The 14,605-nt window shown below is 63.6% G+C and carries 14 protein-coding genes; 6 read left to right on the plus strand and 8 right to left on the minus strand.

Annotated elements, in window-relative coordinates; all coding sequences use genetic code 11:
- Positions 1-151: 151 nt before the first annotated feature.
- The 6 genes from EN955_RS02765 to EN955_RS35840 all read left to right on the plus strand — a co-directional run bounded on the left by EN955_RS02765 (position 152) and on the right by EN955_RS35840 (position 6,725).
- The gene (locus tag EN955_RS02765) at positions 152-1,003 is read left to right on the plus strand and encodes an FAD binding domain-containing protein (protein WP_024502396.1); all 852 of its coding nucleotides are present in this window, start codon (positions 152-154) and stop codon (positions 1,001-1,003) included.
- Positions 1,000-1,497, plus strand: a complete 498-nt coding sequence (locus EN955_RS02770) for a (2Fe-2S)-binding protein (protein ID WP_024502397.1) — start codon at positions 1,000-1,002, stop codon at positions 1,495-1,497. Before EN955_RS02765 ends, EN955_RS02770 begins: the two co-directional genes overlap by 4 nt.
- The gene (locus EN955_RS02775; protein WP_024502398.1) at positions 1,490-3,838 is read left to right on the plus strand and encodes a xanthine dehydrogenase family protein molybdopterin-binding subunit; all 2,349 of its coding nucleotides are present in this window, start codon (positions 1,490-1,492) and stop codon (positions 3,836-3,838) included. The genes EN955_RS02770 and EN955_RS02775 overlap by 8 nt, the downstream gene beginning before the upstream one ends.
- A gap of 12 nt (positions 3,839-3,850) precedes the next feature.
- A complete protein-coding gene (locus EN955_RS02780) occupies positions 3,851-4,582 on the plus strand; it encodes a LamB/YcsF family protein (RefSeq protein WP_024502399.1) in 732 nt (243 codons plus the stop codon).
- Positions 4,583-4,677: 95 nt separating this feature from the next.
- Positions 4,678-6,060 (plus strand): aspartate aminotransferase family protein, encoded by a 1,383-nt coding sequence (locus tag EN955_RS02785; protein ID WP_024502400.1) that lies wholly within the window; start codon positions 4,678-4,680, stop codon positions 6,058-6,060.
- Positions 6,057-6,725 (plus strand): nuclear transport factor 2 family protein, encoded by a 669-nt coding sequence (locus tag EN955_RS35840; RefSeq protein WP_024502401.1) that lies wholly within the window; start codon positions 6,057-6,059, stop codon positions 6,723-6,725. Before EN955_RS02785 ends, EN955_RS35840 begins: the two co-directional genes overlap by 4 nt.
- 109 nt (positions 6,726-6,834) lie before the next feature.
- On the opposite strand, the gene EN955_RS02795 is transcribed toward EN955_RS35840, so the two are convergent.
- The 8 genes from EN955_RS02795 to EN955_RS02830 form a co-directional block, all read right to left on the minus strand.
- On the minus strand, positions 6,835-8,028 hold the full coding sequence (locus EN955_RS02795; RefSeq protein ID WP_013533160.1) for an ABC transporter substrate-binding protein: 1,194 nt from the start codon (positions 8,026-8,028) through the stop codon (positions 6,835-6,837).
- A 42-nt stretch (positions 8,029-8,070) separates the two neighbouring features.
- A complete protein-coding gene (locus tag EN955_RS02800; RefSeq protein WP_024502402.1) occupies positions 8,071-9,162 on the minus strand; it encodes a branched-chain amino acid ABC transporter permease in 1,092 nt (363 codons plus the stop codon).
- A gap of 4 nt (positions 9,163-9,166) precedes the next feature.
- Positions 9,167-10,072: a branched-chain amino acid ABC transporter permease gene (locus EN955_RS02805; protein ID WP_013533158.1), complete on the minus strand. Its 906-nt coding sequence runs from the start codon at positions 10,070-10,072 to the stop codon at positions 9,167-9,169.
- Position 10,073: 1 nt separating this feature from the next.
- Positions 10,074-10,808, minus strand: a complete 735-nt coding sequence (locus EN955_RS02810; protein ID WP_013533157.1) for an ABC transporter ATP-binding protein — start codon at positions 10,806-10,808, stop codon at positions 10,074-10,076.
- Positions 10,805-11,557, minus strand: coding sequence for an ABC transporter ATP-binding protein (locus EN955_RS02815; RefSeq protein WP_013533156.1), 753 nt, complete (start codon positions 11,555-11,557; stop codon positions 10,805-10,807). Before EN955_RS02815 ends, EN955_RS02810 begins: the two co-directional genes overlap by 4 nt.
- A 247-nt stretch (positions 11,558-11,804) precedes the next feature.
- The gene (locus EN955_RS02820) at positions 11,805-12,776 is read right to left on the minus strand and encodes a biotin-dependent carboxyltransferase family protein (protein ID WP_024502403.1); all 972 of its coding nucleotides are present in this window, start codon (positions 12,774-12,776) and stop codon (positions 11,805-11,807) included.
- The gene (locus tag EN955_RS02825) at positions 12,766-13,641 is read right to left on the minus strand and encodes a carboxyltransferase domain-containing protein (protein WP_024502404.1); all 876 of its coding nucleotides are present in this window, start codon (positions 13,639-13,641) and stop codon (positions 12,766-12,768) included. Before EN955_RS02825 ends, EN955_RS02820 begins: the two co-directional genes overlap by 11 nt.
- 9 nt (positions 13,642-13,650) lie before the next feature.
- The coding region (locus EN955_RS02830; protein ID WP_127223393.1) for an ATP-grasp domain-containing protein at positions 13,651-14,605 on the minus strand (955 nt) is incomplete at its 5' end.

The raw sequence follows: 14,605 nt of genomic DNA on the forward strand, positions 1-14,605 counted from the left end.
CGCGCCGCAATCTTGCGGGCGCTCGCGGGATGCCCGAGTTATCTGTTTTTTCGATACCATATTCAAAGAATTACTATTTCACAGGAGCCTAAAGCTGGAGCAACAATGCTGCAGCGCCGCGAAAGTTGGCTGCTTCCGAGGGGTATGACAGATGGCACCGAGCGTGGAACGATCGTTCACCGCAGCCAGCACGATTGAAGAGGCAATGGCCGCACGCCGGCAAGGCGCGGCGGTGCTTGCCGGCGGTACCTGGATGATGCGTGATCCACGGCGCGGGGTCGATCTTCCCGAGGCGGTGGTCGCACTCCACCGAATACCGGCCTTGTCCAAGGTCGAAATCGAACCCGACCATGTCGTGATCGGCGCAGCCGTTACCCATGCAGTCCTTGGCCGCGCGTTGCATGGGGCAGCGGGCTTCGAAGGTCTGGTTGCCGCGGCGGAGAATGCGGCCAATCCCGGCATCCGAAGGGTCGCCACCGTGGGCGGCAACCTTTGTGCCCTCGACTTTGCCGCCGCCGATCTCGCCCCCGCGCTTCTCGTCTGTGAGGCGACGGTAGAGCTGGAGACGTTCGAAGGCCCAAAACTCATCGGTATTTCGGATTTCCTCAAAGACAGGCATGCGCTGCTGGCCGAAGCGATTGTCACGAGAATTCATCTGCGCCGCGACCTTGTCGCAAGCGCGCATATCCGCCTGCCGCTTCGGAAAGCCGGCGACTACCCGGTCGCCATCGTCTCGCTTGCGGTGGACAAGGACAAACGATGTCGCATTGCCGTCGGCTCGGTGGAGCCGGTAGCGCGGCGCTGGACGGCGCTCGAACAGGCCATGGCGGCGGACTCTGCCTCTGCGTTCGATCCGGAACGCACCGCCGAGCTTGCGCTGGAGCACAATGATTTTCAGGGACGTGACGGCAAGGAAGCGGAGGGTTGGTACCGGCGCCAGGTTCTTGCGCCTCTGGTCAAGCGCGGTGTTGCCGCACTTCTCAAGACCGGGCGCCTGGTATGACCGTGATATTCCAGCTGAATGGCGAGGACTGCCGCTTTGATGGCGATCCGATGACGCCGCTCGTCGACATCCTGCGGCAGGAACGATTCCTGACGGGGACCAAAGCCGTGTGCCGCGAAGGCTTCTGCGGCGCGTGCACCGTGCATGTCGACGATGAGGCGGTGCCGTCCTGCCTGAAGCCGATTGGCCTCGTCCAGGGATGCGCGGTGACGACCATCGAGGGATTGAGTTCCGGCAACCAGGCGCTGCACCCGCTCCAGGCCAATTTCGAGGGGGCCGATGCCGTGCAATGCGGCATGTGTTTCCCGGGAATGGTCATGAGCCTTTCGGCGTTCGTGCGTGACAACCCGCATGCGAGCCGCCCCGACATCAAGGCCGCGATGGTCGGCAACATCTGCCGCTGCACCGGATATGAGCGGATCGTCGACGCCGTGGCCGACTGCCTCGACCAAGCGCGGAAGGCTGGCCAGTCGGTGGGAGGCATCCATGTCTGAGCTGTCCGCCACGGTGATGAATCTTCCCCGCCGCGATGCGCAGGACAAGCTGCGCGGGCGCACGAAATACACCAACGACCGGGTTCGTCCCGACATGTTGCATGCCGTGCTGCTGCGGTCGACCGTTGCCGCGGGGCGTATCCGCAAGCTCGATGTTTCGGCGGCACTTCGCTGTCCTGGTGTGCGCGCAGTGGCGACCGGCGCCGACGCGCCAGGGCTCTACGGCATCGGCATTGCCGACCATCCGCTCCTGGCCATCGACACGATCCGCTATCATGGCGAGCCAATCGCCGTCGTTGCCGCCGAGACGGAGAAGCAGGCGCGGGCGGCGCTTGCCGCCATCGTGCTCGAGGTCGAGCCGCTGGCACCGGTATCCACCATGGCCGAAGCGCTCCAGCCTGCCGCCCGTCTCGTCCATGAAGGCTGGCGCGGCTATGAGGTGATCACCGAGGGCGGTGCACGTGCCGGCAACATCGCATGGGAGGCAAAATCCAGCCGCGGTGACGTCGATGCGGCCTTCGCCCGTCCCGACATACGCATTGTCGAGAGCAGCTTCACCGTCGGCCGGCAGAGCCATGTGCCCTTCGAACCGCGCGTTGCCATCGGCTCCTGGGAGGACGGTCGTGCTCACATCCAGACATCGACGCAGGTGCCTTGGACAGTTCGCAACGTCACCGGAAGGGTCATGCAGCTTGCGCCCGGGCGTGTGCGGGTCACCGTGCCGCCTGTCGGCGGCGGGTTCGGCCTGAAATTCGATGCGTCCATCGAGCCGATCACGGCACTTCTGGCGCGGATGACCGGGCGCACGGTGGTCCTGGAAAACACCCGGCAGGAAGAGATGGCAACCTGCCTCTGTCGCGAGAATGCGGAAATCCGCATCCGCTCCGCCGTCACCGCCGAAGGATACATCGCCGGGCGCGAGGCGGTCGTGCTGATGGACTGCGGCGCGTATGGAGGCGAACAGGTTTTTCTGACGACGATGACGGCGCACACGCTGGGTGGCAATTACAGGGTTGGCGCAACGCGGCTCGTCAGCCGCGCCGTATACACCAACACACCACCCAACGGCGCTTTCCGCGCTTGCAACGGCGTCTACAACACCTTCGCGTTGGAGCGGCACACCGACGAAATCTGCGATGCGCTAGGCTTCGACCCGATGGAGTTCCGGAAGAAAAATGTCCTGGGAGATGGCGATCTCGGTGCCACGGGCCAGGTTTTCGAGGCCGACGTGCTGGCTCCGATGCTCGATCGCATGGAGGCGTTGCGTGCCAGTACCGGCACATCGGAAGCGAAGGCCGACGGCAGGCTCTATGGAATTGCGACCACGGTCGGCACATGGTTCGTTTTCGTCGGGCCTTCGGCGGCGACGGTGAATTTGAACGCCGACGGTAGCGCAACGTTGGTCACCTCGGGTGTGGAGATCGGGTCCGGCACGATGGTGCAGTCCCTGCCGCAGATCGTGGCCGGGCAGCTCGGGCTTGCTCCCGACCAGGTGATCGTGCGCGAAGCCGATACGGATGCCGCCGGTCTCGATGTCGGTGTTGGCGGCGGACGAACCACCGTGTCCATCGGCGCGGCAAGTGTGGCCGCCTGCGCGGACGTGCGGGAGAAGCTGCTGCGGACCGCCGGCGAGATGCTGCAGACCCGACCGGAAGACTTGGTGCTGCGGGACGGTCGTGTCGAGATCACGGGACGTCCCGGTTCCGGCATGTCGATCCCCGCTGTCGTCGCCCATGCGCAGGCAACCACCGGCCCGATCACCGGAAGCGGAGCCTTTACCGCCAGGAACACTCCGGCAATGTCCGGCTGCGCGATGGGGCATTTCATCGATGCGCTCGACATTCCCGTCTTCGTCGTTCACGAGGCCGAGGTCGCGGTCGACCCCGAGACCGGCCATGTCGAGGTGCTGGCCTATCGCGTGGTTCAAGATGTCGGCCGCGCGCTCAACCCGCGCGCCATCCTGGGCCAGATACAGGGCGGCGTGGTGCAGGGACTGGGCTATGCGTTGCATGAGGAGGTGACGCTCACCGCCGATGGACGCATCGCACAGGACGATTTCGAGACCTATCGCCTGCCGTTGGCGCAGGACGTGATTCCGGTCGCCGCCGACCTCTACGAGGGCGCCCCGTCGATGGGGCCTCTAGGCACCAAGGGCGCGGGCGAGGTCCCGATCCTGGCCGTGGGCGCGGCGATCGGCTGCGCTGTGGCACGCGCCATCGGTAAGCCGGTGCGGCAGCTGCCACTGACGCCGCCGCGTGTGCTTCGACTGCTGCATGAGCGCGAACCACCGCCGGAATTCCCGCACATCGCCCCCGGCTGGGCGTCGAACACTCTGGGCTGAGGCAAGCAAACCATGGTCACCCTGAACTGCGACATGGGCGAAAGCTACGGCAACTGGCGCTTCGGCGACGATGCCGGCATCATGCCTCATATCGATTGCGCCAACATCGCCTGCGGCTTCCACGCCTCCGATCCATGGACGATGCTGAAGACCGTGCGCCTCGCGCTTTCGCATGGCAAGCGGGTCGGCGCGCATCCCTCCCTTCCCGATCGTGAGGGGTTCGGCCGGCGCGAAATGAAACTTCAGCCGGAGGAACTGACAGCCGCCTTCCTCTACCAGATCGGTGCTTTGACAGGGATGCTGGCCGCCGAGGGCGGGGAGCTCAGCCATGTCAAGCCGCATGGCATCATTTACGGCATGGCCGCGCACGACGTCGACACTGCCCGGGCAATTGCCGCGGCGGTCAAGCCGTTCGGCGTCCCTCTCTTCGGCATGGCGGGAACCTGTCACGAGACGGCGGCAGCCGAACTCGGCGTTGCCTTCGTGGGCGAGTTCTTTCCCGATCTTGCCTACGCTCCCGGCGGCAGCCTGATCATTCCGCGCGTCCAGTCGGCCATCGACCTGACGCTTGCCGAGCACCGCATGGTGGGGGCGCTTAGCCGACACGAGCTCGTCACGACAGACGGCACGATCCGCCCGGTCGACTTCGACACCGTCTGCATCCACTCCGATCCGCCGAATGCGCGCGACGTCGCCGCGCTGATGCGACGGATCATCGATACGCATTCCGACAGCCTGCCATGATTCATTCTCCCGAATCGTGAAAGCTCCACGCATGGGATCGAAGACTATCTCGAACTCACCGCCCGAACCATTTCCCCAAGCCGCTGAGGACTTCCATGGATGCGCTTTCCAACTCTCTCGCCGCCGCCGACATCGCCACCACCATGCACCCCTACACCAACCTGCGTCAGCACGAAGAAACCGGGCCGCTGATCATCAGCCGCGGCGACGGCATCCGCGTGTATGACGAGCGGGGCAAGGAATACATCGAAGGGCTCGCCGGGCTGTGGTCGGTGGGCGTCGGCTTTTCGGAAAAGCGGTTGGCCGACGCTGCCTATCAGCAAATGCTGAAGCTGCCCTACTACCACACCTTCTCCTCCAAGGCGCATGAGCCATCCATCCGGCTGGCGGAGAAACTCGTGGAGATGACGCCGGAAAACCTGACGCGTGTCTTCTTCACGTCGTCGGGCTCGGAAGCCAACGACACCATCGTCAAGATGATGTGGTTCATGAACAACGCGCTGGGCCGGCCAAAAAAGAAGAAATTCCTGGCACGGACCAAGGGCTATCACGGCATCACCGTCGCCTCCGGCAGCCTGACAGGCCTGCCGGTCAACCATCGCGACTTCGATCTGCCGGCCATTCCCGTTCGCCACCTGACCTGCCCGCACTTCTATCGCTTCGGCATGGCAGGCGAAGACGAAGCCGCCTTCACGGCGCGCCTGCTCGCCGAGCTGGAAGCGGTGATCGCCGAAGAAGGGGCTGACACCATCGCAGCCTTCATAGGAGAGCCGCTCATGGCAGCCGGCGGCGTTCTGCCACCGCCGGTCGGGTACTGGGAAGGCGTGGAGAAAATCTGCAGGGCAAATGATATCATTCTGATAGCAGACGAGGTGATCTGTGGTTTCGGGCGGCTTGGTACGCCCTTCGGCGCTCAGAAATACGGCTTCACGCCTGATATCATGACGGTCTCCAAGCAAATCACGTCGTCTTATATGCCACTTGCCGCCGTCATTTTCTCCGATGCGATCTATCAGGCGATCGCCGACAACACCGCCACGATCGGCAATTTCGGCCACGGCTTCACGGCGTCAGGTCATCCGGTCGCGACGGCAGTGGGTCTCGAAAACCTGGCCATCTTCGAGGAGCGGGACCTGATCGGAAACGCGGCCCGCCTCGAGACGTCGTTCCAGGCCGGCATCCGCTCATTTGCCGATCACCCGCTTGTCGGCGAAGCGCGGGGCACCGGTCTTATCGGCGCCGTTGAGCTGGTGGCAGACAAGGCGACGAAACGCCCCTTCGCCAAGGTTGGGCGCGCAGGGGGTATCGCAGCAGGGATCGGCCACGAGGAAGGCCTCATCTTCCGCGCCATCGGCGATCAGCTCGCGCTCTGCCCGCCGATGATCTCGACAGAAGACGATGTGAAAGAAATCATGACGCGCATGGGCCGGACGCTTGGGCGCCTGACCGGTGCGGTTGCCAAGGAGGGACTCGAATGACCCGCATGAAAGCCGAACCGGTCGTCCATATCGACGACGAACGCTTTCGGGTCACCGAATGGCGCTTTGCCACCGGGGCCGAGACCGGCTGGCACATCCATGGCCATGACTATGTCATCGTGCCGCTTACGGACGGCAAGCTCGGTCTCGAAGGCCCGGACGGCGCGCAATCGCAAGCCGCTCTCACTCAAGGGGTGCCCTATTCGCGGCGGACGGGTGTGGCCCATAACGTCATCAATGCCGGCGATGCGCCGCTCGCCTTTCTGGAGGTCGAGGTCGTTGAGGCTGGCGACCTCGCAGCCAGGCGGCTCGCCGTGCTCGACCGGTTCCTCGCAGCCTGGAACGCCCGCGACGTGGGCGCGCTGATGGACTGCATGGCTGAGAATTGCGCTTTCCACGGCTCGGCTGGACCCGATGCCGAAGGGCGCAAGCATATGGGGCGTGACGCCGTGCGCGCCGCCTATGCAGCGCTGTTCGATGCTTTCCCGAAGGCCGCGTGGACCAAAGGACGGCACGTCGTGACGGGCGACACCGGGCTTTCATCATGGCGCTTCGTCGGCACCACGGCAGCGGGGCAGCAAATCGAAGTCGACGGCTGCGATATCTTCGCTTTCTCGGGGGAGCTCATAGCGCTCAAGGATTCCTACCGCAAAGCGCGAGGGTAGCGAAAATCTGAATTCATCGGGCGACGAAGGGCGGTCCAAGCGGGCCGCCCTCGTTTTTTGTCCAAAGGCAAGATCCTACGAAAGGGCCGGGCTTACCCGGCCCATCTTCTTACTTGAGCAAGGCTTCCATCGGTACCGGCTCGGAAATCGTCCAGTTGCCTACAACACCCGGCTTGCCGGCCTTGGTCTCGACGATCAGGTACCGCGTCTGGTTCTGGTGATGCAGTTCCGGCGTGAAGGTACGAGGCCCGAACAGCGTCGGCTCGTTCTTCATCTTCTCCAGTTCCGCGACGACGGCGTCGGCATCGGTCGTGCCTGCACGCTCCACCGCCTTGGCCCAGACGTCGACCATGACGTAACCCGGAAAGACATACTGGCTCGAGGGATCGGCGCCTGTCTTCGCCTTGTAGGTGGCATTGAACTTCAGCACTTCCGGATTGGGATCGTCGCCATAGATCGATCCCTGAACGGGGACGTAGAAGTTCGTCAGATCGGGCACAGCGGATAGCCAATAACTACCGTCGACGCCCGAGCCATTCAGGATCATGGAGTTGATGCCCGCGGCACGAAGCTGCTTGATGGCCGAAACAGCGCCCGGCATCATTGTGCAAAGCATGATCGCATCCGGCTCCTTCGGCAGAGACTTGATGCGGGTGATCTGCGCGGCGATGGAGGCGTCCTCGTTCTTGAAGGTGTCTTCACCGACAAGCTTCGCGCCCTGGGCTTCGAGCTTCGGCATCATCCAGTCGAAGCCGTCGCAGATGCCCTTGTTGTAGGCCGTCCAGGTATCGAGCAGACGGTAGAAGTCCTTTGCGCCTTTTTCCTTGAATGCCCACTCGGCCATGGTCGCGCCCTGCACGGGCGCCAGCACCGACGCGGAGAAGCTGTGCGGGCCGACACCCTGGATACCGGCCTTGACCGATTCCGCGCACAGGAAGAAGGAGATACGGCCCGCGTCCTCGGCCGCGAGCGCAGCCGGCGATCCGAAGTCGTAGTCGCACGAGACGACCACGAGATCCGCGCCCTGGTCGAGCACGGAGAGGCCCGCCTTGGCGCCTTCGGCCCGGTCGGACTTGGTGTCGGCCTTGACGACCTTGATCTGCTTTCCAAGCAGACCGCCAGCCGCATTGATCTCGTCGATGCGGATCAAGGCCGCCTCCTGCGCAGGCTTGTCATAGGCTTCCATGAAGCCCGACTCCGCAGTGGCGAAGCCGATGACGATGGTCTTGTCATCGGCCAGGGCCGGGTATGCGATGGACATCGAGGCCAGAGCGGTTGCGACAATTCTCATTTTGTATGTCATGCACGTCTCCTTTTTGTTTTCCGGTCGGGCTTGTGCCGCCGGTCACTTGTTGCGACTGCTGCGGGGTAAGGTGATCTCGCGATTGCCCATGAGTCCGGATGGGCGAAGCGCGAGGATCACGATCATGATGACGCCGAGGGCTATTTCCTGAACCCCTTTCGGGAGGGCGAAAGTGGACTCGCCGAGCGATACGCCTGCCTCCAGCCAGCGCAGCGCCTGGATAAGGGCGGACAGCAGGACGACACCCACCACACCCCCCGACAGGCTGCCCATGCCGCCGACGACGAGCATGGAAAGGGTGATGAAGGTGAGACCGAGATAGAATGTGTCGGGTGTGACCACGCCGATGGAATGAGCCATGAGCGCACCGCCCAGCCCCATCACCGCGCCTGATATGACGAATGCCACCAATCTTTCCCTGGGAATGTCGATACCGGAAGCCGCGGCGGCGGTGGGCTCGTCGCGGGCAGCACGAAGGGCCAGGCCGGACCGGGAGATCGCGTGCGCCCAGGCGATGAAGATCGCGACCACGGCGCCGATGAGATACGGCCAGATCACGCGTACGATCGGAATGCCGACGACCGATGAGGTCGCTCCGGTCACGCTCTCCCAGTTGGAATAAATTGTGTTGATCATGGCGAGCATCGCGAAGGTCGCGATCGAAGCCGCGATGCCCGATAATCGCATCAGCACCCGCCCGAAGATGAGAGCGGCGAGGGCGGCGAACAATGCTGCCAGCATAGCCGATTGCCAGTACGGCAATCGGGTCGCCAGCAGCCATTCGGGCAGTCCCGGCAGCGAACCGCGTTTCATCATCGGATTGATGGTGAGCCACGCGGCCGCGTAGGCGCCAAGGCAGGTGAAGCCGATATGCCCGAAGCTGAGAACGCCCGAATTCCCGATAAAGATGTATAGGCCCACGACGAGGATGACACGGACGAACACGTCGATCACCGTCTGGTTGAAGGGCCGCGATCCGGTCATCACCGTGATCAGCGCGATGGCCAGCAGCAGCAGAGAAAGCAGGACCGGTGTCAGGATTGTGCGGCGGGCAAGCGCGAAGCGGGCGGGCTTTCGCTCGGCAGCCGGGGCACCGGCAGCGGTAGAGTTGGTGAGGGAGGCGGCGACACCCATGAAATCAGATCCTTTCCTTGGTGCCGCGCGCGGCAATAAGCCCCTGTGGGCGGAAGAGGAGGACGAGGATGACCGCTCCATAGACAAAGGCATCGCGGAATGGCCGGGCGTCGATGGGCAGCATGACTTGCATGATCACCGAGGCGGCACCCAGCAGGAAGCCGGCGAGCACGGCTCCCCCGAGGCTGCCGAGGCCGCCAATGACGGTGGCGATGAAGGCCATCAACATGATCGAGGCGCCCATCTGGATGTCCAGCGTGCCTGTCTGGGCGCCAAAGATCAGTGCAATGGCGGCGGCCAACGCGCCGGAGAGGGCGAACGCGCCCATGATAACCCGGTTCGCACGCACACCCAGCATTCGGGCCATCGAGAAGTTCTCGGCCGCCGCCCGCATCTCCAGGCCGAAGCGGGTTTGACGGAGGAACAGTGTCAGGCCGATCAGGATGACCATCGTGGCCACGATCGTTATGAGCTGGAGGAGGGGAAGCCTGGCACCAAGGATCTCCACCGGCTGGGACAGTTCGGGCAGCAGCGAGATCGATTTCGGCCGACTGGAGAAAAGCATGAGCAGGAAGTAGCGAATGACGAAACCGAGCGCGAAGGAGGCGATCATCATGGTTGCCGGATTTGCCTGACGAAACCGCCTGAAGACGACGATTTCGCACAGCACCGACAGCCCGGCCCCGCAGAGGAGCACGAATGGCAACAGCAGGTACCACGGCAATTGGCCGGCGAAGACGATGGCCATTGCGTCCGTAGACGGCCATAACAGGGCGAAGACGCAGAAGGCGATGACGTCGCCATGCGCGAAGTTCACGAGCCGCATGACGCCGAAGATAAGGGCAATGCCGAGCGCCCCGAGCGCGTAGAGCGAACCAAGCGAGAGTGCGTCGAACAGGATCTGAAGCATCTCAATTGTCCTCGTAGCCGAAATAGGCAGCCTGGATCGCCTCGCCATTGCCGAGCGTCCGCGCGTCGCCATCGAGCACGATCTGTCCGCCACGCATCAGGATCATCCGCCCGCCCACCATCATCGCCCGGGCCGAGCTCTGCTCAACGATCAGGAGCGTGAGCTGGCGCTGCGCACGCAGCGCGATCAGCCGCTCGTAGACCTGGTCGTTGATGTTGGGGGCGAGGCCCAGTGAAGGCTCGTCGATGGCTACAAGCCGCGGATTGGTCATCAGCGCGCGGCCGATGACCAGCATTTGCTGCTGCCCGCCGGACAGCAATCCCGCCTGCCCGTGCCGCCTCTCTTTCAGCATCGGGAAGGTTGCGTAGACGGCTTCGAGTTCGTCGGCCGCTCGGCTGCGCCAGCCGCGTTCGCGGGCGTGCATGCCGGTTCCGACCAGAAGGTTCTCTTCGGTCGTCAGCGAGCCGAAGACATCGCGCCCCTCCGGCACCATGGAGAATCCGAGCCGGGCGATGTTCTCCGGCGCCTGGCCGGTGATCTCATGACCTGCAAGGTCGATCCGGCCGCCCGCCACCGGCGTAACACCGGCGATCGCGCGCAGCAGCGAAGACTTCCCGGCTCCGTTCGGGCCGGTGATGAACAGGATTTCTCCCTCGTCCATGGAGAAGGAGACATTGCGGACCGCCGTGAGACGGCTGTAGCGGATGGTGATGTCGGAAAGGGCGAGCAGGCTCATTCCATCGCCTCCAGCACAGGCAGGTCGGTGTTCGCGGCCGTGCCCATATAGGCGTGGCGCACCTTCTCGCTGTCGCGGATCGCGGCAGGCGGTCCTTCCTCGATAATCGCTCCGGAATCGAGCACGACGATATGCTGGCAAAGGCCGAGCACCAGCCCGACATTGTGCTCGATGAGCAGGACACCACAGCCGAGATCGCTGGCGATGTGTCTTATCAGGGCGGAAAGCTCCCGCGCCTCCAGTGCGCTCATGCCAGCCGCGGGCTCGTCGAGCAGGATGTATGCGGGCCGTCCCATCAGGGCGCGGCCAATGGCGACGCGGCGCTCGTCCGTGTATGGCAACGTTCCGGCGATGCGGGTACCCAGCGCACCGATGCCTATCCAGTCGAGCATTGCTTCCGCTTCGGCGATGGCAGCGCGCCGGCTCATTCCCAGGCCAACGCCCGTTACCTCCAAATTGTCCAGCACAGGCAGGTCGCGGAAGAGCCGCCCACCCTGAAAGGTGCGGGCAATGCCGCGCCGCCGGACCTGATGCGGCTTGAGACCCGTGAGTGCTTCCCCGTCGAGCTTGATGGTGCCTTCCGTCGGTGCCTGGAAGCCGGTCAGCACGTTGACGAGCGTGGTCTTGCCAGCGCCATTCGGGCCGATGAGGCCACTGATGCGGCCGGGCGTAATTTGGAGGTCTACCGATGACAGGGCCTTCAGCCCCGCAAACGATACCGAGACGTTCTCCGCGCTCAGATGACTCATGACCCTTTCCTTCTTTCTACCGACGGAAAGGCGCGAAGCATCCGGCCTTGCGGCCAGCCACGTTGCAAATGTCTTCCCCTGTCGGTTCCGGCGGTCTCTAGCGGACTGCTCGGGTGCCAAATTCACGCCGTTGCCCGGCGTCGTCTTGTCGTTTCGCGCACCGGATTTTGTCTTCCGCCACGCGCGGTCGGTTTTGGCCGGCCGATCTCCTCGCCTCCGGCTCCTCCGCCGGCATTCCCGGCTGACGTCAGCCGGCCAGATGCCCTTCAGCACGCGCCAGCGCGGCGCGCTGTTCGGTTCGCGCGGCAAGCGCGTCTTCCAGCGTCACCGGGACGAAGCGCGCCGGGGTGTGCGGCTGGAGCTGGGCGATAAGGTCCATGTCGGCCGATATCACCACGCCCAGCATCATGTACCCGCCACCCGAAACCGCGTCCCGGTGAAGAACGATCGGCTCCGTGCCACTCGGCACTTGGACAGATCCGTAGGGATAGCAGGCATCGACGATGTTCGAGGGGTCGGAGCCCGCACCGAAAGGCTGCTCGCGCTCGACGAATTCCAGCGGCGTTCCGCCCCGGAAGCGATAGCCGATACGGTCGGCTTCGGGCGCGACCTTCCAGGTTTCCTCAAAGAACCGATTGCCGGCAGCCTCAGTGATCCGATGCCAGTATATGCCGGGAAGCATTCTGAGTTCCGCCGGGCTATTGCGCGCGCGGCGCAGATTTGCAGGCAGTGAAAGACCGGCTTTGCCGGAACCTTCGCCGAGGGGAAGCTCATCGCCCGCCTTCAGCGTGCGGCCCTGATGGCCGCCAAGCGCGCCCAGAATGTAAGTCGAGCGCGAACCGAGAACCACGGGTACGTCGATGCCGCCGGAGACGGCCAGATAAGCGCGCGCGCCGCTCTTGAGGAAGCCGAAGGAAAGCCGGTCACCGGCCTTCACCGGAAAACTTTCCCACGTCGACCGTTCCTCGCCATTGAGTTTGGGTGGGAGCTCTCCACCTGTGACGGCGACGACCGCGGATTGGGTGAATTCGAGTTCGGGACCCATGAAAGTGGCTTCGAGCACCGCGGCACCCGGATCGTTGCCGACAAGCAGGTTTGCGATGCGTGTCGCAAAGCGGTCCATGCCGCCGCCTTCTGGAATGCCGACATGATAGTGGCCGGGTCGGCCAAGGTCCTGCACGGAAGTGGAGAGGCCGGGAGAGATTACCTTAACGGCCATTGATAAGCTCCATCAGCTTTGCATTGGTGCCGTAAATGTCGCTGTTGAAATCCTTCAGGCTGAAGGTGCACTCGCGAACCGTCGGCTGCCACCGATTGGCTTCGATTTCCTCAAGCGTGGCGTCGTAGTCATCGCGGCCAATGGCCTTGAACTTGACGATATCGCCTGGCTTGAACAGGCACATGTCATCGGCGAGGTAGCGCACCTTCCTGGTCGGGTCGTAGATCGGGGCCGGGGTTATGCCATACATCTGGTAGCCGCCAGCGCCGCGTACCGAATAGATCGCTGCAAAGCAGCCGCCATGGCCAATGGTGAGCTTGGGAGTGTCGGTGCGTGGACGCAAGTATTTCGGCGCCTGAATCTGTTTCTTGCGCTCAACCATCTGGTACAGGAAGGGCAGTCCGGCGACGAAGCCGACCATCGATACGAACCAGGGCTGGCCGGAATAGGCCGCGATAAACTCTTCCACCGTGGCGTAGCCGTTGATGCGTGCCGAATATTCAAGATCGGTGGAGGAGGGGTCCTGATGGCGCTCGCGGAAGCGCAAGCAGGTTTCACGCGTCCATGGATCCTGGAAATAAACCGGCAGTTCGATGATCCGGGTCTTCAGCACCGGGTCCGCCTTCGAGGCCGCCTCTTCCATCGACTTCAGTTCGCTGAGCAAATCCTGCGGCTTGACGATGTCGGGGTTGAAGCGAATCTGGAAGCTGGCGTTGGCTGGGCAGATCTCGGTGACGCCTCGGATGTCTGCCGTACGCACCGCGTTGGTCATCGAAAGGCCGGTAAAGAAGGAGGTGAGCGACATTTCTTCGGACACCTCGCCGAAGATATGTTCGTCACCGCCGAAGTTGAATCGTATCGACATCGGTCCTCCCTAACCCGCCAATGCTGCGGCGTTTTCGATGAGCCAGCCTTCCAGCCAGCGTGTATGCACGTCTCCCGCCCGCACCGCCGGATCGGCGGCCAGCGCAAGAAACAGCGGCTTGGTGGTCTTGAGTCCGTCGATCTTCAGCTCATTGAGCGCGCGGATCAGGCGCACTATCGCCGCCTCGCGCGTCTCTGCATGCACGATCAGCTTGGCAAGCAGCGAGTCATAAAAGGGCGGTACCTGATAGCCTTGGTAGAGCATCGAATCGAAGCGTACGCCCGGACCGCCGGGAATGCGAAGCCCAGCCACCTGCCCGGGGAATGGAGCGAACTCCTTCGCCGGGTCTTCGGCATTGAGCCGCACTTCGATCGCATGCCCCTTGACGGAGACATCGCCTTGCCGGATCCGCAGCTTCTCGCCGCCGGCGATGCGAAGCATCTCCGCAACGAGATCGATGCCGGTGATCGCCTCGGTGACCGGGTGCTCGACCTGGATACGGGTGTTCATCTCGATGAAGTAGAAGCGGTCTGCTTCATCGTCATAAAGATACTCTACCGTGCCGGCACCAGAGTATTTGACCGCCTTGGCCAAAGCGACCGCCGAAGCGCAGAGCTCCTCGCGCAGCCTGGCTGAAAGTGCGCGCGACGGCGCCTCCTCCCAAACTTTCTGGCGTCGCCGCTGCAGCGAGCACTCCCGCTCGTAGCAGTGGATGGCATCGCTTCCGTCTGCCAGCACCTGCACCTCGATATGGCGGGCCTTGCCGATCACCTTTTCCATGTAGAGACCACCGTCGCCAAAAGCGGCGAGGGCTTCTGCTTCGGCCTGAGGAAAGGCTTGTTCGAACTCGGCGAGCGAGTTCGCGATGCGGATGCCCCGCCCGCCGCCGCCTGCCGCCGCCTTGATCATCACCGGAAAACCGGTTGCGGTCAGCACCTCGTGGCCAGCCTCGAGGCCCTCGACC

Origin of the sequence: Mesorhizobium sp. M7A.F.Ca.CA.001.04.2.1 (genome assembly GCF_003998485.1) — a bacterium.
Classification (GTDB): domain Bacteria; phylum Pseudomonadota; class Alphaproteobacteria; order Rhizobiales; family Rhizobiaceae; genus Mesorhizobium; species Mesorhizobium ciceri.